At 68.3% G+C, this 22,075-nt stretch carries 17 protein-coding genes; 7 read left to right on the forward strand and 10 right to left on the reverse strand.

The features are described 5' to 3' along the window. Positions 1-189 precede the first annotated feature (189 nt). On the reverse strand, positions 190-1,521 hold the full coding sequence (locus ACWF0M_RS34220; protein ID WP_452239888.1) for a PhoH family protein: 1,332 nt from the start codon (positions 1,519-1,521) through the stop codon (positions 190-192). Positions 1,522-1,924: 403 nt separating this feature from the next. On the opposite strand from ACWF0M_RS34220, the gene ACWF0M_RS34225 reads away from it, so the two are divergent. Next, positions 1,925-3,004: an NYN domain-containing protein gene (locus ACWF0M_RS34225; RefSeq protein WP_452239889.1), complete on the forward strand. Its 1,080-nt coding sequence runs from the start codon at positions 1,925-1,927 to the stop codon at positions 3,002-3,004. Between the two features lie 18 nt (positions 3,005-3,022). Here the strand turns inward: ACWF0M_RS34225 and ACWF0M_RS34230 are convergent, their stop codons facing one another. Beyond that, positions 3,023-3,802 (reverse strand): isoprenyl transferase, encoded by a 780-nt coding sequence (locus ACWF0M_RS34230; RefSeq protein ID WP_452239890.1) that lies wholly within the window; start codon positions 3,800-3,802, stop codon positions 3,023-3,025. 259 nt (positions 3,803-4,061) lie between these two features. Between ACWF0M_RS34230 and trhA the strand changes: the two genes are divergently transcribed. After that, positions 4,062-4,757, forward strand: coding sequence for a PAQR family membrane homeostasis protein TrhA (trhA, locus tag ACWF0M_RS34235; protein WP_452239891.1), 696 nt, complete (start codon positions 4,062-4,064; stop codon positions 4,755-4,757). A 531-nt stretch (positions 4,758-5,288) separates the two neighbouring features. Here trhA and ACWF0M_RS34240 read toward each other — a convergent pair. Further along, positions 5,289-5,726 carry a MarR family winged helix-turn-helix transcriptional regulator gene (locus ACWF0M_RS34240; RefSeq protein WP_452239892.1) on the reverse strand — a complete coding sequence of 146 codons (438 nt, stop codon included), beginning with the start codon at positions 5,724-5,726 and terminating at the stop codon, positions 5,289-5,291. 53 nt (positions 5,727-5,779) lie between these two features. Here ACWF0M_RS34240 and ACWF0M_RS34245 point away from each other — a divergent pair, with 53 nt between their 5' ends. Both ACWF0M_RS34245 and ACWF0M_RS34250 read left to right on the forward strand, forming a co-directional pair. After that, positions 5,780-6,934 carry a phosphotransferase gene (locus ACWF0M_RS34245; protein ID WP_452239893.1) on the forward strand — a complete coding sequence of 385 codons (1,155 nt, stop codon included), beginning with the start codon at positions 5,780-5,782 and terminating at the stop codon, positions 6,932-6,934. 57 nt (positions 6,935-6,991) lie between these two features. Next, a complete protein-coding gene (locus ACWF0M_RS34250; protein ID WP_452239894.1) occupies positions 6,992-7,507 on the forward strand; it encodes a hypothetical protein in 516 nt (171 codons plus the stop codon). Here ACWF0M_RS34250 and ACWF0M_RS34255 read toward each other — a convergent pair. From ACWF0M_RS34255 to ACWF0M_RS34265, 3 genes are all read right to left on the reverse strand, one after another. After that, positions 7,504-8,916 carry a M28 family metallopeptidase gene (locus ACWF0M_RS34255; protein ID WP_452239895.1) on the reverse strand — a complete coding sequence of 471 codons (1,413 nt, stop codon included), beginning with the start codon at positions 8,914-8,916 and terminating at the stop codon, positions 7,504-7,506. The two genes, ACWF0M_RS34250 and ACWF0M_RS34255, sit on opposite strands and share 4 nt — an antisense overlap. An 86-nt stretch (positions 8,917-9,002) precedes the next feature. Continuing rightward, positions 9,003-11,057 carry a M4 family metallopeptidase gene (locus ACWF0M_RS34260; protein WP_452239896.1) on the reverse strand — a complete coding sequence of 685 codons (2,055 nt, stop codon included), beginning with the start codon at positions 11,055-11,057 and terminating at the stop codon, positions 9,003-9,005. A gap of 252 nt (positions 11,058-11,309) precedes the next feature. Further along, a complete protein-coding gene (locus ACWF0M_RS34265) occupies positions 11,310-13,274 on the reverse strand; it encodes a thioredoxin domain-containing protein (RefSeq protein ID WP_452239897.1) in 1,965 nt (654 codons plus the stop codon). Positions 13,275-13,318: 44 nt separating this feature from the next. On the opposite strand from ACWF0M_RS34265, the gene ACWF0M_RS34270 reads away from it, so the two are divergent. Beyond that, on the forward strand, positions 13,319-13,846 hold the full coding sequence (locus tag ACWF0M_RS34270; protein ID WP_452239898.1) for a nitroreductase family protein: 528 nt from the start codon (positions 13,319-13,321) through the stop codon (positions 13,844-13,846). Positions 13,847-14,020: 174 nt separating this feature from the next. On the opposite strand, the gene ACWF0M_RS34275 is transcribed toward ACWF0M_RS34270, so the two are convergent. The 3 genes from ACWF0M_RS34275 to mca all read right to left on the reverse strand — a co-directional run bounded on the left by ACWF0M_RS34275 (position 14,021) and on the right by mca (position 16,391). Further along, positions 14,021-15,046, reverse strand: coding sequence for a copper resistance D family protein (locus tag ACWF0M_RS34275; RefSeq protein ID WP_452239899.1), 1,026 nt, complete (start codon positions 15,044-15,046; stop codon positions 14,021-14,023). Positions 15,047-15,184: 138 nt separating this feature from the next. After that, positions 15,185-15,484, reverse strand: a complete 300-nt coding sequence (locus ACWF0M_RS34280) for a hypothetical protein (protein WP_452239900.1) — start codon at positions 15,482-15,484, stop codon at positions 15,185-15,187. A gap of 43 nt (positions 15,485-15,527) precedes the next feature. Further along, the gene (gene mca / locus ACWF0M_RS34285) at positions 15,528-16,391 is read right to left on the reverse strand and encodes a mycothiol conjugate amidase Mca (RefSeq protein ID WP_452239901.1); all 864 of its coding nucleotides are present in this window, start codon (positions 16,389-16,391) and stop codon (positions 15,528-15,530) included. 58 nt (positions 16,392-16,449) lie between these two features. Here mca and ACWF0M_RS34290 point away from each other — a divergent pair, with 58 nt between their 5' ends. Together ACWF0M_RS34290 and greA are read left to right on the forward strand one after the other, a co-directional pair. Beyond that, positions 16,450-16,878: a DUF4307 domain-containing protein gene (locus tag ACWF0M_RS34290; RefSeq protein WP_452239902.1), complete on the forward strand. Its 429-nt coding sequence runs from the start codon at positions 16,450-16,452 to the stop codon at positions 16,876-16,878. A 416-nt stretch (positions 16,879-17,294) separates the two neighbouring features. Next, the gene (greA, locus tag ACWF0M_RS34295) at positions 17,295-17,807 is read left to right on the forward strand and encodes a transcription elongation factor GreA (RefSeq protein WP_452239939.1); all 513 of its coding nucleotides are present in this window, start codon (positions 17,295-17,297) and stop codon (positions 17,805-17,807) included. A gap of 113 nt (positions 17,808-17,920) precedes the next feature. Here the strand turns inward: greA and ACWF0M_RS34300 are convergent, their stop codons facing one another. Beyond that, positions 17,921-22,015, reverse strand: a complete 4,095-nt coding sequence (locus ACWF0M_RS34300; RefSeq protein ID WP_452239903.1) for a S8 family serine peptidase — start codon at positions 22,013-22,015, stop codon at positions 17,921-17,923. Between the last annotated feature and the right edge of the window lie 60 nt (positions 22,016-22,075).

The following is a 22,075-nucleotide window of genomic DNA, read 5'->3' on the forward strand; positions in this document are numbered from 1 at the left end:
GCGCGTTTCTTTTTATTCTTTCCTCCCTAAAAACCCCCCCCCCGTGGGTCTCAAACCAAAACCTCCGGGGGCTTACCCGTTCCTTCACAACCCCCGGGCCACCACCGCGGGGGGGGGGCGCGGGGGGCCCCCCCCACCGTTCTTACCTCTGCTTTACAGACGCTTATTACCTAAGCGCACTAACACTCCTTACAACTGCAGGTCGTCGAGCATCTCGGTGACCAGCGCCGCGATCGGCGACCGCTCCGAGCGGGTCAGCGTGACGTGCGCGAACAGCGGGTGCCCCTTCAACTGCTCGACCACCGCGACCACACCGTCGTGCCGCCCGACCCGCAGGTTGTCCCGCTGCGCCACGTCGTGGGTGAGCACCACCCGCGAGTTGGCACCGACCCGCGACAGCACCGTGAGCAGCACGTTCCGCTCCAGCGACTGCGCCTCGTCGACGATCACGAACGCGTCGTGCAGCGACCGCCCGCGGATGTGGGTCAGCGGCAGGACCTCGAGCATGCCCCGGTCGATCACCTCGTCGATGACGTCACCGCTGGTCAGCGCGCCGAGCGTGTCGTACACGGCCTGCGCCCACGGCCCCATCTTCTCCGCCTCGCTGCCCGGCAGATAACCCAGCTCCTGCCCGCCGACCGCGAACAGCGGCCGGAAGACGATCACCTTCTTGTGCTGGCGGCGTTCCATCACCGACTCCAGGCCGGCGCACAGCGCGAGCGCGGACTTGCCCGTACCGGCCCGGCCGCCGAGCGAGATGATCCCGACGTCCGGGTCCAGGAGCAGGTCGAGTGCGACCCGCTGCTCCGCGGAGCGCCCGCGGATCCCGAACGCCTCCCGATCGCCGCGGACCAACCGGATCCGCTTGTCCGGCATCACCCGGCCGAGCGCGCTGCCCCGGTCGGACAGCATCACCAGACCGGTATGGGTCGGGAACTCGCCCGCCTCCGGCAGCTCGACCGAGCCGTTCTCGTACAGGTCGTCGACGACGTGCGTCTCGACCTCGAGCTCCGCCATCCCGGTCCAGCCGGATTCCAGCGTGAGCTCGGCGCGGTACTCCTCGGCGATCAGGCCGCACGCCGACGCCTTGACCCGCATCGGCAGGTCCTTCGAGACCAGCGTGACGTCCTTGCCCTCGGCCATGAAGTTGCAGGCCACGGCCAGGATCCGGCTGTCGTTGTCACCGAGCCGGAAACCGGCCGGCAAGGTCTCCGGGTCGGTGTGGTTCAGCTCGACCCGGAGAGTTCCACCCTTCTCCCCCACTGGCAGGGGCGCGTCCAGTCGTCCGTGCAGGATCCGGAGCTCGTCGAGCAGGCGTAGCGCCGTACGTGCGAAATAGCCGAGTTCCGGGTGATGCCGTTTGGCCTCCAATTCGGTGACGACGACCACCGGGACGACCACCTCGTGCTCGTCGAACCGCAGCAACGCGTGCGGGTCGGAGAGGAGCACCGAGGTGTCCAGCACGAAAGTGCGCTGGTCCGGTGTGGATGAGGTACTTGACGCCTTGGCGTGGATGGCCATGTCGCACGTCCTCTTCTGGCCGTGACGTACACCCTCGCCCCGGCCCGCCAGTGGTTAGGTGATGGGTCGGGGTTCGCCCTCGGGGTCCGGTGTTGACCCCGTCCGCGCCGCCGCGCGAGCGGCAACGGCGATCAGTGAGTTCGAGACCTGAGGTCTCGGGTACTCCGTTCGGCCCCTCATGGGGCAACCGGCTGGAACGAGATTCTCAAACTGATCGGGCCTCCCGTGACAGCCGGCTTCCCCTCCGACCGTCATTGTCAGGGTAGGAGGCTCCTGCAAACGGCGCAGCCCGACACGCCCGGCCACGGGGTTAACACGGTGTTACGCCTTCCCCCCACCGGAGGGAGCCGGGTCACCCGGCCGGGTGATCCGGTACGACGGGCCGCCGGGCGAGGCTCGGTGCATGACGAAGTACTGGCCGAGGTGGATCGGATACGCCACCGCGCTCTGGTCCCTCGTGTACGGCGTACTCGCGCTCTACTGGACCTTCGGCGGCGCCGGCTACCCGTTCGCTCAGGTCGATGACGCTCAGTCATCGTCATCGATCCTCGAGGGTACGCCGGTGCACGTGGTCGCTCCTGTGATGGCGGCGATCGGGCTCGGCGGCGCCGTCCTCGCGTTAGTGATGACCCGGACGCGGCCGCGCGGATCGATCCTGCAGGCGATCGCCGCCGTACTCGCGGTCGCCCTTGCGCTCGTCATCCCCGACTACACGCTGGTCGCGGTAGTTGCCATGGCGCCGGCGCTGATCGTGTTCGCGTTCACCGGCGTACCGGGGCCGCAGGACGGCGTCGGCGACATCCTGTACTGGCACCGGGTGAACCTGATCATCCTGTTCGTCGGCGGGCTGCTCTGGGCGGCCACGGCGCTCGCGTACCACCGGCGCAGCCGCAACGCCTGCGTGTCGTGCGGCCGGGGCTCCCACGATCCGGCCTGGATGCGCCCGGAGGCTGCGCTCCGCTGGGGCAAGTGGGCGGTCGCGGTCGCCGTGGTGGCGAACCTTCCGTACGAGTTCACCCGGATCGCCTGGTACCTCGGCTGGCCCGTGGGCATCACCGACGAGTTCCACCAGATGATGGCCGACACGCCCGGAATGCTCGAGATGGGCCTCGGCCTGGCCGTGCTGGGCCTGGGCGGCGGCGTCCTCACCCACGGCCTAGTGCACCGGTGGGGCGAGATCTACCCGCGCTGGATCTGGTTCAAGGCCGGCCGGCGTGTCCCACCGCTGCTCGCCATCATCCCGGCCTCGATCGTCGCCGTCGTACTGATCCCAGCCGGCCTGATGAACACCCAGGCCCCGCTCGGCGGCGACATGTGGGCGACCAACGCCCCGGGCATCCTCTGGATCCTCTGGGGTACGGCGCTGGGCGCAGCGACGTACGCGTACTACCTCAGGCGCCGTACGACGTGCCGGCGCTGCGGCCGCGGAACCACACCGCCGGTCACTGTCGCGCTCAGCCAACCGGCTGGTCGTCCAGCCTGATGTGGTCGACCGCCGGTTTCAGGTGCCGAAACGGCGCTCTCGCTGGGCGTAGCTCCGGATCGCGCGCAGGAAGTCGACGTGCCGGAAGTCCGGCCAGAGCGCCTCGCAGAAGTAGAACTCGCTCAGCGCGCTCTGCCAGAGCAGGAAGCCGCCCAGGCGCTGCTCACCCGACGTCCGGATCACCAGATCGGGGTCGGGCTGGCCCTTCGTGTACAGGTGCCGCGCGATGTGCTCCACGTCGACACGGTCGGCCAGCTCCTCGATCGAGATGCCCTTCGCGGCCTCCTCCAGGAGCAGCGAGCGCACCGCGTCGGCGAGTTCGCGACGTCCGCCGTACCCGACCGCGACGTTGACCAGCATCCCCTGAACGTCGTGGGTGGCCGTCTCCGCCGCCTTCAGCGCCTCGGCGGTGGTGCCGGGCAGCAGGTCGAGCGCACCGACCGGATGGATCCGGTAGCGGCCGATCGAGGTCAGCTCCTCGACCGTCTGCTCGATGATCCGCAACAGCGGCTCCAGCTCGTCGGCCGGCCGGGTCAGGTTGTCGGTGGACAGCATCCACACCGTGACCACCTTGACGCCGACGCCGTCGCACCAGTTCAGGAACTCGGAGATCTTGTTCGCCCCGGCCTCGTGGCCGCGCGACACCGGGTCGCCGACCTGCCGGGCCCAGCGGCGGTTGCCGTCGATGATGACCCCGATGTGCCGCGGGATCCGGTCCGGCGACAGCGATCGGGCCAGCCGCCGCTCGTACAGGCCGTAGACCGCGTCGCGCAGCTTCTGCTTGCCAGGTGTCCGCATGGGCAGGGTGCTCTCCTCGAAGACTCTCGGTCACGAGGCTAGCCCAGAAACACCCCGCACGAGAGGCCCAGGTGTGACTCACAGAAAGCTGCCAGAAAGGTCGAACTTTCTGCACAGTTCGTGCATCGTAAACGCGGGCGTGCTGCATCACCCGGGTGACTTCGCCTACATTTCATCCTTCTGACCCATTGAACCTACGGTTCCGTAGGTTACGGTTGCGTAGGTACGAACCGCCCGGACACCCCTCGAAAGGACGGCGATGACCGTTTCCAGTGCACAACCCCAGGAACTCGGTCACCGGCTCTCCGGGCGCCTCGGCCCACTGAAGCCCAAGCTCCGCGGGTGGTTGCACGCCGGAACGTTCCCGTTCGCCACCGCCGCCGGCATCGTCCTGATCTGCCTGGCCCCGCACGCGAACGCGCGCTGGGCGGCCGCGGTCTATACCGCGGCATCGATGCTGCTGTTCGGTATCTCCGCGCTGTACCACCGGTTCTACTGGGGCCCGACCGGCGAAGCGATCCTGCGTCGGCTCGACCACAGCAACATCTTCCTGCTGATCGCCGGCACCTACACGCCACTGGGCATGGTGCTGCTGCACGGCAAGGACCGCCTGCTGATGCTCAGCCTGGTCTGGGGCGGCGCCGTACTCGGCATCCTGTTCCGGATCTTCTGGCTCAGCGCACCACGCTGGATCTACACCCCGATCTACCTGGCCCTCGGCTGGGTCGCGATCTTCTGGATGGGCGACATCTACCACGCCGGCGGCGCCGCCGTAGTGACCCTGATCGCCGTCGGCGGCGGCCTGTACTCGATCGGCGCCGTCATCTACGGCACCAAGCGCCCGAACCCGTCCCCCCGCTGGTTCGGCTTCCACGAAATCTTCCACGCCTTCACCGTCGCCGCCTTCATCTGCCACTACATCGCCGTAAGCATCGCGACCTACCGCGTCGGCTAACCCACCCGAGCCACCACCGCCGGGGCCTGTGAACAAGCAATAACCTGTCGCCGCACCCAATCCCCCGTCATCGGTGCGATCCACACCGGCTTTCCGGAACATTTCTGCCCCCAGCCGCAACAAATGTTCCGCAAACACCCGGCCGGCCCCGCGGGCGAGCGCCATGCCCACCCGCCAAGTACTCGCGCCCCTCACCAGAACCCGCGCGCCGGCAGAGCCGGCCAACAAGCAGCCGCGCCGAAGGCGTGACCCGTCTGCATCCCCCGCCATCAGGCTCGCGCACCGAGCGCGCCAGTCCCACACCACCGCCCGCGTCGGCCAACTCGTCCGAGGCGGAGTACGTCGGCTCAACACGACTGCTCGCGCACCGGCCAACTCGTCCTAGGCGGCGGGGACTGGGAACAAGCAATGGCTTGTCGCCACACCCCATCCCCTGTGCCCACTCCGATCCAGTCCGGCTTTGCGGAACATTTCTGCCACCAGGTGCAACAAATGTTCCGGAAACAGTTCGCCCAGGCGGCGGAGGTGCTTCTACGTGCCTAGTTCTTGGAGGGTTTGGCGGAGGGTGGTGTAGCGGGTGGGGCCTAGTTGGGTGGACCAGGCGTGTTCTACGCGGGCGATGGCGGCTCGGCTGGAGGCGACTGCTTCGTCGCCGAGCGGCGTACGGCGGACCAGGCGGACTCGGCGGTCGGTGGGGAGGCGGGCTGACTCGGTGTAGCCGAGTTTCTGGAGGTAGTCGACGTGCTGTCCGAGGCCTTGTTTCGTCATCGTGGCGACCTCCGCCAGGTCGGTGATCCGGGCGCCGTCGGGCGGGATCAGGTCGAGCAGGCGGTAGTGCGAGACCCGGAGTCCGGGGAAGCGTTCCTCGGATGTGGCCAGGATCTCCGACCGGATCCGCTGCAGCGCCAGCCCGAGCAGCGCGGCGATGTGATCGGTCCCGACCCGGGGATCGTCGTTGACGGAAGTCATAAAGCAACTTTACTATCACCTCAGTAAGGTGACTTTACTTCCGTGGGGGGAACATGATCACCGGACTGGAACCATTGGGCCGGGACGCGTTGGGGGAGGAGGACCTGACCGCGCTCGTGCGGACGATCACCGGAGATCCGGCGGCCGTCGCGGGCGCGGTCCGAGTCGAGCCTGTTGATTATCCGATCGGTACGCCGAGCACCGAGTCGCTGCACCGCGTTTTCGGTACGTCGCTCGACGGCGCCGACTGGTCGTGCTTCGTGAAGAAACTGCAGTCCGTCCGGCACTCTCCGATCATCGAGTTCGTGCCCGTGGAGTACCGGCAGAGCTTCATCGACTACATGCCGTGGCAGTTGGAGATCGCCGTCCACCAGAGCGGGGTCGGCGACCTGATGCCACCGGGCCTGCGACTGGCGCACGCTTACCGCATCGACATGTACGACGACGACCGGGCAACCCTGTGGATGGAGAACGTCGTCCAGGAATGGGGCCCATGGCCGATGGACCGCTTCGAGCGGGCGGCGTACCTGCTCGGCCGGCTGTCCGCTCGCCGGCAGCCGCACCTCGTCGCGCCACTGCTCGATCGGGCCGTCTCCAGCACACCCGGTACGGCGCTGCGGTACTACGCGGAAGGCCGCGTCATGAAGGCCGCGCTACCGGCGCTCACCGATCCGCAGACCTGGCGGCACCCACTGCTCAGCGCAGCCATCTGCCACCTGGGCGACCACGGTCTACGGGACGACCTGCTCACACTAGGCGAGCAAGTCCCCGCAGTACTCGATGCGCTCGAGGCGTTGCCGCAGTGCTACCAGCACGGGGATGCGAGCCCGCAGAACCTGCTGGTGCCCCATGACAGTCCGGACGAGTTCGTGGCGATCGACTGGGGTTTCGACTGCCCGCAGGCGGTCGGGTTCGATCTGGGGCAGCTGCTGATCGGACTGGCACACGCGGGCGAGCTGGCGCCGGAGGCGTTGCCCGCAGTACACAAGGTGATCCTGAAGGGGTTCCGGGAGGGTCTCGCGGCGGACGGCATGCAAGTGGCCGAGGAGGAGGTCCTCTACGGGTACCTGGGCTCGCTGCTGATCCGTGCTGCGTTCACCGCGCTGCCGCTGGAGGTGTTCGGCACGCCCGGCGCCCCACTGGAGCTGTTCGAGCAGCGGGTGCAGCTGACCCGCACGCTGGTCGACCTGGTGTCACCGGTCATCTGAACATTTCAGTCGTGTCACAGCTGCAACGAACGGCGCCCTTCCGTGTATCCATGGTGCGTGACGAACCTGAGGAGCTACGCAGCAGTGGTCGTGTGCACAGCAGTCGCAGGACTCGTGCTGACCGGATGCGGCAACGAAGCCGGCACGGGAAGTACGCCGTCCCCGACCGCCCCGACCCTGCCGACCGCGTCGGTGACGCAGTCGACGCCGGTAGGCGCAGGCCTGCCGCTCACCGTGTCCAGGACCGGCGGGTTCGCGGGTTTCGACGACCAGGTGCGGATCGGCACCGACGGCGTCGCGACCGTGAGCAAGAGCGGCAAGGAGACGATCCGGTGCAAGCTCGACGCGAGTCTGCTGGCGACCATCACCGCGGCCGCTCAGCAGGTCGACTGGGCGAGCCTGGTCGCGGCCAAGCCGGCTACGAAGCACCCCGACGACATGATCATCGCGGTCTCGGCGAACGGTAAGACAGCGCGTATCGAGGACCCGAAGGTGAAGCCGCTGGCGGCCCCGGTGACCCAACTGCTCACCGAAGCCGCCATCCCACCGGGCAAGCTCTGCAAGAAGCTCTAAGCGGTCACGGCCACATCATCGATCACGAAGCTGGTCTGCAGGGAGGAATCCTCCTGGCCGACGAACTTCACCGTGACCGTCTTTCCCTTGTACTGCGTGACATCCAGCGTTTTCTGCAGGTACGACGTGCTCTTGTTTAGGTTCGAGTACGTCGCCAGCGTGGTCGTGGTGGACCCGTCGACGAGTTGCACCTTCACCGTGTCGTACACCGTGGACCCCGTGGTCTCCGCGGTGTCGATCCGGATCCACAACGACAACGAGGCCGCTGTCGCCGTGGCGGGGATCGCGACCGACTGCCCGAGGTTCTCGGTGCTGCTCCGGCCGTTCCCCTGCAGCCACGCCTTGTACGAACCGGTGTGCGCTGGGCGTGAGGTGCTGTTCGTGATCACGCCGGTGGTCCCGGTCCAGTTCACCGCACCGGACTCGAAGCCCGGATTTTGCAGGAGGTTGTCACCGGTCGGTGGCGGCCCGCTGGTGTAGTCCTTCTGCGCGTATGTCCAGATCATGTGGCCGATGGCATCGATCTGGCGGTCCAGCGAGGTCAGGTCCAGGTTGCTGATGGTGTCGCAGGAGCTGTGGTAGCACGGGTCGAACGCCTGGCCCGCAGTACCTCCCCACTTCGTCGCCTGGGCGGACGTCTTGGTCTCCTCGGCGCCGGAGAAGGTCCCGGCCGTTGGGATCCCCAACGAACGGAACGCCGCGTGGTCCGAGCGGCCCTGGACGTCGATGAACTCGGTCTGCACGTTCCTGCCGGTGAAGTACGTCACCAGGTCGTCACGGGCACCGTCGCCGGCCGGGTTGTCGTCGTACACGAAGTACCCCGGGTTCGGCGACGCGATCATGTCGAAGTTCAGGTACAGCTCGACCTTGTCCCGCTCGGCCGCGGGCAGGTTGTTGACGTAGTACTTCGACCCGAGCAGCCCGAGCTCCTCGGCACCCCAGAACCCGAATCGCAAGCGATTCTTGGGTGTCTGACCACTGGCAGCGTAAGCGAGGGCGGTTTCTAGTACGCCGGCGCTGCCAGAGCCGTTGTCGTTGATCCCCGGACCAGCACTGACGCTGTCCAGGTGCGAGCCGGCCATCACCACGTGGTTCGCGTCGCCGTGCGGCCATTCCGCGATCACGTTGTACGACGTACCGGCCGAGGTGCTGAACGACTGCAGGGTCGTGGTGTACCCGGCCGCGTCCAGCTTGGCCTTCACGTAGTCGGCCGAAGCCTTGTACCCGGCCCGGCCGGTGTAGCGGTTACCACCGTTGCTGGTGGCAATGGACTGCAACTGGTCCAGGTGGGCCTTGGTGTTGGTGACGGAGATGTCGGGCGAGTCGGCCGCGACCGCACTGTTGCCGGTAGCAAGCAATGTGGTGGCGACGAGCACTACGCCGAGTCCTGGGACAAGGGACTTGCGCATGGTGGACCTCCTTCGGGCAAGAGGTAATCCGGGGCGTGCGGGCCAGGGCGGGAGGCCGCGCACGCCCCGGACGATTCACCGTGAGCTCAGCTCGCGGTCAGGGAGGTGTCGTCGATGACGAAGCTGGTCTGCAGGGAGGAGTCCTCCTGGCCGACGAACTTCACGGTGACGGTCTTTCCCTTGTACTGCGTGACATCCAGCGTTTTCTGCACGTACGACGTGTTCTTGTTCAGGTTCGAGTACGTCGCCAGCGTGGTCGTGGTCGACCCGTCGACGACCTGTACCTTCGCCGTGTCGTACACCGTCGAGGACGTCGTCTCGGCGGTGTCGATCCGGATCCAGAACGACAGGCTGGCAGACGTCGCCGACGCCGGGATCGCGACCGACTGGCCGACGTTCTCGGTGGTGGCGCGACCGTTGCCCTGCAGCCACAGCTTCCAGGTGCCGGCGTGCGCCGGACGGTCGGCGCTGTTGGTGATCGGGCCGGACGTGCCGGTCCAGTTCACCGCTCCGGACTCGAAGCCCGGGTTCTGCAGCAGGTTGTCACCGGTCGGCGGCGGCGTGGTGCCGCCACTGCAAGCAGCAGCGCCGGCCGGGACCGAGATGCCACTGAACGCGGCCTCGATGCCCTTGCACTGCGCCGAGTCCGCGCCGTACAGCTCGACCGCGGAGGTGATCGCACCCTCGCGGGCGTCCTTGTAGGTGCTCCCCGAGCTCAGTTTGGTGCTCAGCGTGCGGTACCAGACCTTGGCGGCCACGTCGTGGCCGACGCCGGTGATGGTCGCGCCGTTGCAGGCGGTGCTGCTGTGCGTCACGCCGCCGATGACCTTGCTCCCGGTGCCTTCCGACGCCAGGTAGAACCAGTGGTTCAGCGGGCCGGACGAGTAGTGCGGGTCCAGGCCGCCGGTGCTCGACGACCAGCAGTCCACGCTCGAACCGTCTTTCGACGGCTTGTCCATCCAGCGCAGCGGCGAACCGTCGCCCCGGATGTCGATCTTCTCGCCGATCAGGTAGTCACCCGGGTCGCTCGAGTTGTTCGCGGAGAACTCGACCATCGTGCCGAAGATGTCGGAGGTGGCCTCGTTCAGGCCGCCCGCGTCGCCGGAGTAGTCCAGGTTGGCGGTCGCCTCGGTGACACCGTGGCTCATCTCGTGACCGGCCACGTCGATCGCGGTCAGCGGGTGGGTGTTGCCCGACCCGTCGCCGTACGTCATCTGGGTGCCGTCCCAGAACGCGTTCACGTACGCGTTGCCGTAGTGCACCCGGGAGCGGGCGCCCTGGCCGTTGTTGAAGATGCCGTTGCGGCCGTGGGCGTTCTTGTAGTAGTCCCAGGTCAGCTGCGAACCGTAGTGCGCGTCCACACCGGCGGTCTGGCGGTTCGACGCGGCGCCGGTCCCCCAGGTGTCGTCGGCGTCGGTGAACGTCGTGCCGTTACCGGAGGTCGCGCCGTTCAGGTCCGTGGTGTAGTTACCACCGCGGGTCGGGTCGGTCAGCGAGAAGCTGCCCGACGATCCCGACGTACCGATGGAGACGGTGCCGGAGTACATCGAGTTGCCGGTACCGGTCTTGATCTCGTCGTCCTGCGCGAGCACCGCGCCAGACTTGGCGTCGACGAACGAGTGCAGCACCGACGGGGTCTGGTCGGGCTTCACACCGGTCGTCACGACTTCGTACGCGAGGACAGGCTTGGTCGGCGTCACGAAGACGACGAGCGCGCCTTTGTTACCGGTCGCCTTGAACTTGGCCGCCTGTGCACCCTTGGCGAGCGCAGCCGACTGGGACAGAGTCGGCTTGGTGGCGACGGCGACCGCCTTGGCGCCGCGGTTGTACGTGACCTGCCCGATCGCTTCGCCCTTGCGCTTGACGATCAGGTCACCTCCGACGACCTTGAGGCCGTTGAAGGTGCGGTCGTAGCGGACGTACTCGGTGCCGTCCGCGTCCTTGACCACGTCGCGGACCTTGAGCTGCTCGCCGGTGCCGAGACCGAGAGCGGCGGCCGTCTGCGCGGTCAGCGCCTGTTCGGCCTGAACGGCGGCCGGCTGGTTGAAGCCGGATGCCGGGAGCGGAGCCGTCCGGTCGGCGGCACCCGCGTTCGAAGCGGTGAACGTCGTGGCAAGACCCGCTGCCGCGACGATGGCCACCGCCCCTGCTGATGTCAGTCGTTTCAAGACAACATCTCCTCACGGTGTGGTCGCTGTTTGGGCGCAGCGACCGAATTCAGTTGGGGACGCGCCGGATGCTGACGCAACAGTGCCACTGCCTCATTTGTGACACTTCGTGTCGATGCATGCGAGTTCTGTTACATCCGACTGAGGACAGACTGTGTCCGCCCGGTCGCCGCGAGTCAAGGGATTTGCCCGAAACTGCAGGGAAAACCCGCACCCGGCACGGCCTCAGTCCGTGGGGCGCAACTCCCGGCGAAGGTGTTCCGGCAACGTCACGGGCAGCCGGCAGGTGAATTTCTGACACACATAGGCCGCGGGCAGCCCGCCGACCAGATCCCGTCCAGCCATCAGCGGTACGGCGGAACCGGGCGCACCGGACGCGATCGGCGTACCCCAAGGCGCGTCGGCGAACGCCACCCGCAGGAGCTCCGGCGCATCACCGGCGATCGCGATCTCGAGCGGACCGGCGGCGATCATCTCGGCGACCGCGAGCGCCCGGCCGGCGAACCGCGGCGCACGTTGCGCGATGGCAGACGAGGCCCGCAGCGCCTGCTGAGCCGCGGTCTCGTACCGGTCCGATCCGGTCAGGCTCGCGAGCGTGGCGAAGGCCTCCGCGGCGAGGCTGACTCCCGACGGGGTCGCGTTGTCCGTCGCATCCTGCGGCCGCCACACCAACTGCTCGGCGTCCGCGGCCGTGTCGAAATAGGAGCCATCAGCAACGAACTGCTCCAGAACCCTGTCCAGCAAGGCCTCCGCGACCCGATACCACTCGGCATCACCGGTTGCTCCGAGCAAGGTCAGGCAACCTTGCGCAACCGCCGCATAGTCCTCGAGTACGCCGTCCGCACTCCCCCGCACACCGTCCCGCGACGTCCGATACAACCGCGCGCCGTCGAGATGCACGTCCCGGATCAAGCGGGCCGCTGCCACCGCGGCCTCGACGTACTGCGGCTTGTCGAGCACGACGCCGGCGCGAGTGAGGGCCGTGATCGCCAGACCGTTCCACGCGGCAACCACCTTGTCGTCGCGCCCCGGGTAGGTACGACTGCTCCGCGCCTGCTTGAGCGCTTCACGCACACGGCTCCACCGGTCCGCGTCATCCGGGTCCTGCCGCAGCTGGAGGACCGACGTACCGTGCTCGAACGTTCCGGTCACGTCGCACAGGTCGATGACCCATTCGGCGTCGTCCCCGACGGCTTCGCGGAGTTGCTCCGGCGTCCAGGCGTAGTACTTGCCCTCCTCCCCCTCCGTGTCGGCGTCGAGGGCGGATGTGAACCCGCCTTCCGGCGTGCGGAGCTCGGCCAGCAGGAAGCCGGCTGTCTCCTCGGCGATGCGTTTCGCGAGCGGGTCGCCGCTGATCGTCCACCAGTGCGTATAGACGTCGAGGAGCAGCGCGTTGTCGTACAGCATCTTCTCGAAGTGCGGGACGATCCACTGGCCGTCGACGGAGTACCGCGCGAAGCCGCCGGCGAGCTGGTCGTACATCCCGCCGCGGGCCATCCGGTCGCAGGTGTGCGCGACCATCGCGAGCGCGTCCTCGTCGCCGGTACGGCGGTGGTGGCGGAGCAGGAAGTCGAGCACCATCGACGGCGGGAACTTCGGCGCCCGCCCGAAGCCGGCGTCGACCGGGTCGAAATCGAGCTTCAGCAACTGCACTGCCTGCGCCAGGTCGAACGCCTCCTGGCCCGCGGGTTGCTGCGCGCCGAGCTGCTCGACGACGCGCTTCCCGATCCCGTCGAGCTGCTCGCGCCGGTTCTGCCACGCGTCGGTGATTGCCTCCAGCACCTGCCGGAACGACGCCATCCCGCCGCGGGCGTCCTTCGGGAAGTACGTCCCGCAGAAGAATGGCTCCCCCGCCGGAGTCAGGAACACCGACATCGGCCAGCCGCCCTGCCCGGTCATCGCCACCGTCGCCGCCATGTAGATCGCGTCGACGTCCGGCCGCTCCTCGCGGTCCACCTTCACGCTGACGAAATTCGCACTCAGGTACGCCGCCGTGTCAGGGTCCTCGAACGACTCGTGCGCCATCACATGACACCAGTGACAAGCGGAGTACCCCACCGACAGGAAGATCGGCACGTCCCGCTCGCGGGCCTCGGCGAACGCCCGCTCCGACCACTCCCGCCACTCCACCGGATTCCCCGCGTGCTGCCGCAGGTACGGACTGGTGGACTGCCCGAGCTCGTTCGCCATGCCCCCACCGTATGCGTCCGTTCGGAGGGAAGTTGAATGGGAGCATGCCCGTCCACCCACTGCTCGCCAGCCGCTTCAGCCCGCTGATGTTCGACCCCAGCTGGGCCGTCACGGAGGAGGACGTCGAGATGCTCCTCGACGCGGCTCGCTGGGCACCGTCCGCGGGCAACTCACAGCCCTGGGCGTACTTCGTCGCACGCCGCGACGAGCCCGACCACAAACGCATCGTCCGGCACCTCGCCCGCAGCTCGGCCCGCTGGGCACCGAGCGCCTCACTGCTGATCGTGACGATGGCCCACCGGTACGTCGAGGACACCGACTGGGCATACTCCGACTTCGCGGACTACGACCTCGGGCAATCGGTCGCACACCTCACCCTGCAGGCCCACGCGATGGACCTGGCCTGCCGCCAGTTCCGCGCCTTCGACCTCGAAACCCTCACCACCGACCTGAACCCCAGCCCCGGCTGGCACATCATCTCGATGATCGCCATCGGCCGCCCCGCCGACCCCCGCCCACCCGACCGCAACCGCCGAACCACCACCGACCTACGAACCGCCCCCTGGGAGTGAGGTTCAAAGCTCAGCCGGCACGCTGCGAGGCCATCACGCCAGGGGTTCTCCCCTCGTGTGTTGGGTTCTCTCCTGGTACTAGAAGGGAGAACCCAACACAGCAAGGGAGAACCCCTGCCGTGGTGTCGGCGGGCAGCGCGTCTGCCGGACGGTGGATGCCGCGCGATCCGGAGGTCAAACGGTCTGGGACAGGGCGACTGAGAGGCCGAGGGTTAGGGCCATGATGAGGAGTTCTACGCCGACTACGCGCCAGAAGGAGCCGCCCGCGTCCAGGAGATCCGTGTCGGAGCGGCTGCGGTGGACGGCGGCGAGGATGATCAGGAGCAGGAAAGCGGCCACCTTCACCAGCAGCAGGACGCCGTACGCGTCCGAGGTGGCTGCGTCGACGATCGAGCCCCAGCCGCCGCCCTTCGCGGCCAGTCGGCCGGCGGCGCTGATCAGGCCGCTGATCAGGACGGCGATCGACGAGATGAACGCGACCTGGCCGTACCGTTCCAGCACGATCGGCAGCCCGGTCCGGCTCGCCCGCCCGTAGCGGACCAGGCCCGCGAGCCCGCCGACCCAGGTCGTCGCAGCGATCACGTGGATCACCAGGGCCGCCCCGGCGAGGACGACGTACGACTCGTTCCTCGGGTATGCCGTGACCGCGGTCGGGACCAGTGCGGCGATGGCGACCAGTACGCCGAGCGCTGCCGCCGAGGACGTCTGCACCCGGCGGATGCCGATCGCCAGCGCGAGGACCAGGATGCCGGTGATGAGCAGCGCCTTCACCTCGGGTACGCCGAGCGCGTCGTCGAACCGTAGCCGCAGCAGCCGCACCGGGGTGTTGAGCAGGAGCGCCGCGGTCACGATCGCGCCCGCGAACGCGCACACCGCCCAGACGATCGCCGAGTTGCTCGCGTCCCGGACCGCACGCCGGCCCTGCACACCGAGCGGTCCGCCCTCGATCCGCAGCAGCACGACCGCCGCGAGCAGCGCGCCCGCACAGCCGACCGTGGCCAGCGTGGAGATCAACCGGAACAGCGGCAGCAGCCAGGACACGAATGCACCGGGGCCGCCGATCCCGCCCGCATCATGCGGCTCGCTGTTGGCGGCGTACAACGCCACCACCAGGGCGCCCGAGGCGATCAGGACAGCGGCGACCCCGCCGACGACCAGACGTCCGGGCATACGGTGCCGGGCGGCGCGGGTCGCAGTCACCGCAGGGTCAGGTCGTGGGCACCAGTCAGCACGCGGCTCACTATAGGGTCAGCCGAAGGTGGGCAGCCCAGTCCGACACCATCTCGTGACCAGGGTGTTTCCGAGTTCCCAGGAATCGGTGACAGCAATGACACCTGATCAGTGCTCTGAGTGTTCCTTGGAGTCACTCGGCGTCTGGGCCGGGGCCGAAGTCGTCGGCACCGAAGTCGTCGGCGCTGCATCGGTAGCCGGGGACGGCGAGGGGTCCTGACTCGCTGGGTCGCCGGACGGTGCTGGGTCGTCCGCACCATCGCGGTCGAAGTCGATCCGCTTCAGCTGCTTGCCCATGTTGCGCCACAGCAGCACCGTGGCGGCACCGAGCGCCAGCACGATCAGCAGCGCGACCCACCCCGGCTTCACCACGTTGGGGTCGATCTCGGCCGTCTGAAGGGAGATCATCGCTGTTACCACGCCACCATTCTCTCATTGTCCGCAGCCCTCGTCAGCGCAGCCCCGCGAACAGGTCGTTCTCGGGCAGCTCCGACTCGACCAGACTCCGCGCCAACTCGTAGTCCTCGGTCGGCCAGGCCGCCTGGTGCACCTCCAGCGGTACGGCGAACCACGCACCGTCCGGATCGATCTGGGTGGCGTGCGCGAGCAGCGCCTTGTCCCGCACCTCGAAGTACTGCGCGCACTCCACCCGGGTGGTGATGCGGCGCTCGTTCTCCGGGTCCGGCTTCCAGTCCTTCAGGCGCTCGGCGTACGGCGACTCCAGGCCGCGCGCGAGCATCGCGTCGTGCAGCGCCTTCATCCGCTCGTAGTGGAACGTGTGGTGGTAGTACAGCTTGAGCGGCTGCCACGGCTCGCCCAGCTCCGGGTAGGCGTCCTTGTCCCCCGCCGCCTCGAACGCGGCGACGGTGATCGTGTGGCACATGACGTGGTCCGGGTGCGGGTAGCCGCCGTTCTCGTCGTACGTCGTGACCACCTGCGGGCGGAACTCGCGGATCAGCTTCACCAGCGGGGCGGCGGCGTCCTCGACCTTCTGCGCCGCGAAACAGCCTTCCGGGAGCGGCGGCAGCGGATCGCCCTCCGGGAAACCGGAGTCCACCCAGCCCAGCCATTCCTGCCGGATGCCGAGGATCTCGCGCGCCGCGTCCATCTCCTTGCGGCGGACCTCGGTGATGTTCGCGAGCACCTCCGGGCGGTCCATCTTCGGATTCAGGATCGATCCGCGTTCCCCGCCGGTACACGTGGCGACCAGCACTTCCACGCCGTCAGCGACGTACCGGGCGGTCGACGCGGCGCCCTTGCTCGACTCGTCGTCCGGGTGGGCGTGCACATGCAACAACCGAAGATCTCCACTCACAAGACACAATGGTCCTCCAATGCCTGCGAAAACCCACGACCGACCCCCTGGACACCCTGTGACCGAGTCTCCTGCCGCGTCCCCGACCCCCGACCTGAACGCCCGCTACGGCCGCGGCGGACGATCCCGGCGGCCGCTGCTGATCGGCATCGTGGGAGTCGTCGCCCTGGCCGGACTGACCTGGCTGATCTGGGTCGCCTGGGTGCAGTCGAATCCGCCGGTGACGTCGCAACTCCAAGGCTTCGAGATCACCTCGGCAACCAGCGCGAAGGCGACGCTCAAGGTCGATCGCAGCAAGTCCGTGGAGGCGAACTGCCGGCTGCAGGCGAAGGCCGCCGACTTCTCGATCGTCGGCGAGGTCACGGTGACGGTCCCCGCGGACGCACCCCGCCACCAGACCCTCCCGGTAACCCTGACAACGCAACGCTCAGCAACCTCGGTCGTCCTCGTCGGCTGTACGACGGCAGACCAACACCGCCCGCGCTAGTACTTCTCGAGCGCCGCCTCACTCAACTTCAGGTGGGCGCGGGTGGTTGGCGGGACGGATGTGCGCTCGGCGCCGGGCCGGGCGGGCTGTTTTCGGAACATTTGTTGCGGCTGGTGGCAGAAATGTTCCGCAAAGCCAGAGTGGATCGGACCGGGGACAGGGGATGGGGTGTGGCGACAAGCTATTGCTTGTTCACAGTCCCCATCGGCCAGGACGAGGCTCGGCGGCAATCGGTTGCCAGAAACCGGTCCGGGAACGGCGGAAAGCCGTCGAGCAAACGTTTTCCAAGCGTTTGGGGCCAGCGAGAGCCCCTGCGTATTCGGCGGTCTCTTGCTACGCTCGTTTGATTGGTCGCCGTCGACGACGGCGGCCAGCAGTATTTTCCTGCCCATCCCACCGACACCAAGGAGCAGCCCGTGACGCAAAGGATCGACGAGGACAGCGTTGTCTGGCTGACGCAGGACGGTTATGACCAGCTGAAGGCCGAGCTCGAGCACCTCAAGGGCCCTGCCCGTGCCGAGATCACGCAGCGGATCAGCGAGGCCAGGGACGAGGGCGACCTCAAGGAAAACGGCGGCTACCACGCCGCCAAGGACGAACAGGGCAAGATCGAGTTGCGGATCCGGCAACTGGAGGACATGCTCCGCCGGGCCCGGGTCGGCGAGACCCCGAAGGCCGGCGGCAAGATCGAGCCGGGGATGAAGGTGTCGATCAAGTTCGCCGGTGACGACGACGTCGAGACGTTCCTGCTCGGCTCCCGCGAGCTGCTCGCCCTGGACGCGTCGGTCGACATCGACGTCTACTCGCCGCAGTCTCCGCTGGGCGCCGCGATCCTCGGCAAGAAGAAGGGCGACAAGGCCAAGTACGAGGCCCCCAACGGCAAGGACGTGACCGTCGAGATCGTCGGCGCGGAACCCTTCACCGGCTGAGCCACCAAGCTTCCGAAGCGCCCCGGTGGACAGCCACCGGGGCGCTTCGCATTCGGAAGCACCGGCTCGCCCGGAGGGACGGACGAGCCGGGAGGGACGGGCGAGCCGGTAGTTCAGCCGATCGGGATCCGGTACGTGCCGGCCGACCCGAGTCCGGCGTACAGCCAGCGGCCGTCGTTGCTGACCGCTAGTGCGCGCGCATCCGTGGTCGGCAGGCCGGCGCCGATGCTGTGCCAGCTGCGGCCGTGGTCGGTCGATTCGAGTACGCCGCGACCCGCGACCGGCACGCCCCAGAAGGTGTCCGCGCCGGCGGCGTACCAGGCCTTGCCGGTGACAACGACGTCATCGATCGAGGTCGGTACCCCGCCGAGGTCGGCCGTGGTCCACCTGCCGGCCTTGGTGCTGACGCTGATCGCGTCACCCGCGGCGATCAGGTAGCGCCCGGTACGCCGGATCGTGCTGACCCGGCCGTCCAGGATCTTCGTGGACGTCGCGCCGCCGTCGGTCGAGCGGAACAGACCGCTGGGCCCGCCCAGCAGCAGCCGGCCCGCGTCGTCGATGCCGATCGCCTCGACGTAGAAGGCCGTGTAGACGTTCTTCCAGGTCTGGCCTCCGTCCTTGGTGACCCGGATGCCCGTCGCGCCGTCGTTCGGGCGCTTGAATCCGGCAACCACGTGAGCGGGGTCGTCCGGGTCGGCCCACAGCGCCGTCGGGACGTTGTCCGTGGTGCTCTTCGCGGTCCAGGTCGTCCCACCGTCATCGCTGCGATCGAGCAGGCTGCCGCCGAAGGCATTGGCACCGAGCCGCCACAGTACGTCGTGACTCGACGCCAGGTACCGCGTACCGGCGCCGACCATCCCCTCGCCCTCGCCGGCGCCCCACTCCTGGTCGGTGGAGCCGACAGGACTGCCGTAGACGCCGGACTCGGTTGCTGCCAGCATCCGATCGCCGACCGCGAGCAGGTCGTTCACCGTGGCGGCCGACAAGCCGATCCGGTGGAATCCGTCGTCGCCGAGGCGGTAGACACCGGCCGAGTTGGCGATGGTGTCGCCCGCGGCCCAGACGTCGAAGTCGGTGACGACCCCGTTCCGGTTCGGCGTCTGCACCTCTCGCCAGGTCGCCCCACGGTCCTGCGACAGGTAGCCGGTGCCGTTGTCGGTCGCATAGATCGACGTACCGGAGGCATGCACGCTCTCATGGAAGGTGCCCGCGTGCACTGTCTTCCACGTCGTACCGTCGGTGCTCGCCACGGCGCCCTGCAACCAGACGTTGGCGGCGATCACTCCGTCGCCCGAGGACAGCGAGGTGACGAAGACCGTCGTGGTGGACGAGTACGACAGCGTGGCGGCGCCGGGTGCCCCGCCGGACATCGGCATCGACCAGATCTTCCGGCCATCGGCGACGTACAGCTTGTCGCCGAGTACAGCGGCGTACTGCACGTCACCGCTGATGCCCGTAGGATGCGTCGACCAGGTCGTCCCGTTGTCGGTGCTCGACAGCAGCGAGGCCGGGGTGACCGCGACGACGGCTCCGTCGGGCATCGTGAACAGACCGAGGATCTGGGCGTTGTCGAGGTGTTGCGGTTTCCAGGTCACACCCTGGTCGTCGGTCCGGACGATCGTGCCGCAGCCGCCGGTGCATTCGTTGACGGCGAACCAGAAACGCTTCGCATCCTTGCGATCGAACGTCACGTAACCGTCGCCGAGGCTTCCGGACAGGGGTGCCCCGGGGCGCGGGGTCCAGGTCTTGCCGGCGTCCGTGCTGACCCAGGGCAGCGTCGAGCCGGGCACCGTCGTGACCGCGACATCGCCCTGTGGTGACGGCGTTACCTCACCGCCCTGGCTGTTGGGGCCGGTTGCCGACCAGGAGCTTGCCGACGGACCGCCCTGTACTTCGAACGACGTGCTGCCGATCAGGTTCACGCCCGAAGCTGTCGTACCGGTCGAGGTCACGTGGTAGCGGCCGGGTGCTGTGACGAGGCCTGCCAGCGAGGCGCCGGCCCAGCCCGTACCGCGGCTCTGGAGCACCACGGCCTTCGTCTTGCCGTCAGGTCCGGTCAGGTTCGCCTGCGGCGTGCCCTGGAACGGTTGCGGCGCGACGACGTCGAGGCTCGGTACGGATCCGAGGGTGACGTAGACGCCCATCGGGCGGGCGGCCAGGAAGTACGGAACGGTCACCGCGCCACCGTTGAACGAGGCAACCAGGTCGCCTTGGATGTCGATGCTCTTCGTCGGCACGTCCGCGGTGATGGTGACGTTGACGTTGCGGGACTCACCGGCCGCGAGCGACACGGTGGACGGCCGCACCTTCACGCCCTTGGCGTCGAGGTGGACGACGAGCCGTCCCTTGCCGGTGTTGTGCAGCCGGATCGGCTTCGACGCCGAGATCGCCTTCCCGTCGAGGTCGGCGAGTCCGAAGGAAAGGCTGGTCGGGCTCGTCTCGAGCGGGGACCTCAGCGCCGTCGCGAGATTCATCCGGCCGGCGCCGTCGGTCGTCGGCGGTACGTCGGGCAGCGGGTCGGAGGCTCCGATCAGCGCGGACCGGATCTCGGCGGCCGGCTTGGTCGGGTAGTGCTCGCGCATCACGGCCGCTGCACCGGCGACCGCGGGGCTGGCCATCGACGTCCCGGACATGGCGGCGTACCCAGACGGGTCGAGCGTGGTGGGGACCGTCGAGACGACGTCGACGCCGGGTGCCGAGACGTCGGGCTTGAGCCGGAAGGTGCCGTCGTTCACCGGGCCGCGCGCGGAGAAGGGCGCGATCTGGCCGCTGACGTCCTTGCCGACGATGGTGATGTCGCGGCCGGCGGCGGCAGCGAGTTCGGCGTACTGGGTGTCGTCCATGCCAAGGACGACCAGCGACTTCATCCGTAGGGCGTCGTCGGCCGAGATGTGGCCGGGCTCGGGGACCGCGCTGATGCTGATGCCGCCGGAGCTCGGTTGACCGATCAGGACCGCGACGGCACCGGCGTCCTGGATGCGCTGGATCGCTTCCCGATCCATGTAGGCGGCGTACTCGGCCGTCGGGCCGGAGAAGCCGTTCATGAGCGCGACCTTGCCGTGCAGGTCGCCGGCCGCGGTCAGTTCTTCGGCCGAGGCGTAGCCGACGTCGACCAGGCGGCCGGTCGCGGGCTTGGCCGGGGCGCCGGCGCTCAGCGGGGTCTCGAACGTCTGCAGCGGTTCGTCGCCCATCGTCGCCGAACCGACGCGACGGTTGCCTTCGGTCGCGCCGACGGCGATGACGCCGGGCGCGACCGCGGGGCTGGCGACCGACGATGCCACCGGGCCCGCGTTACCGGCGGAGGCGACCACGATGACGCCGGCGTCCGCGGCCGCCTGCGCCGCCGCGGTCACTGGGTCGTCACCGGATCCGCCGTCCACACCGATACTCAGGTTGATGACGTCCGCCGGGTGCGCGCCGGCCGGATCCACCGCGGCGTCGATCGCAGCAACGATGTCCGAACTCGAACCGGAACCACTCGCGTCAAGCGCCTTGTAGGCGGTGATGTCCGCCCCCGGTGCAGCACCCGTCACCCCATCGGGCCTGGCGGCCTTCGCGGCGATGATTCCGGCGACGTGCGTCCCGTGCCCGTTGTCATCCATCGGGTCGGAGTCACCGTTGACGAAGTCGTAGCCCCCGACAACCTTGTGCCCCGCCCCGAATCCACCACCGAGATCCGGATGGCTGTAGTCCACCCCGGTGTCGACAACCGCGACGGTCACCCCGGCTCCCGCGCCATCGGAGGCCGCGGCTGACGACGTCGTGGTGGCGTTCGCCGTCCGGACCGCATCTGTCGCCATGGCGTGGACGGGGAGATCCGGGACGACGCGGGCCACGCCGGGGAGCTTCTCGAGCGTGCCGACTTCGGCGACGGGGACGGTGGCGGCGACGGCGTTCAGGACGGTGCCGAAGCGTTGATGTACGGCGACCTGCACGCCAGCCGCACGAGCATCGGCGAGTACGCCGTCCTGGCCGCGGCGGACCGCCTGGTGCTTGCCGGAGGCGGCTTGTGCTCCTGCCGTCTTCGCGAGGTCGATTCCGGTCGCGGCGGGGGCCGCGTCGAAGACGATGATGACGTTCCGAGTGCCGGCCTCGCCAGCGGCAGGCGCGGCCATTGCCGGAACGCCGGCGGCGGCCAGGAGAGTGACCGCGAGACAACCGGCGGTGACGGCACCTGCCAGGTTCGAGGTACGCGCTGTGAAATGCATAGCGGGTATTGAAGCCGGGTTTCCCGTGGCAGCGCATCGGTTTGGGCTGGCGCGTAGCGG

The sequence above is a fragment of the Kribbella sp. NPDC055110 genome (assembly GCF_053607525.1).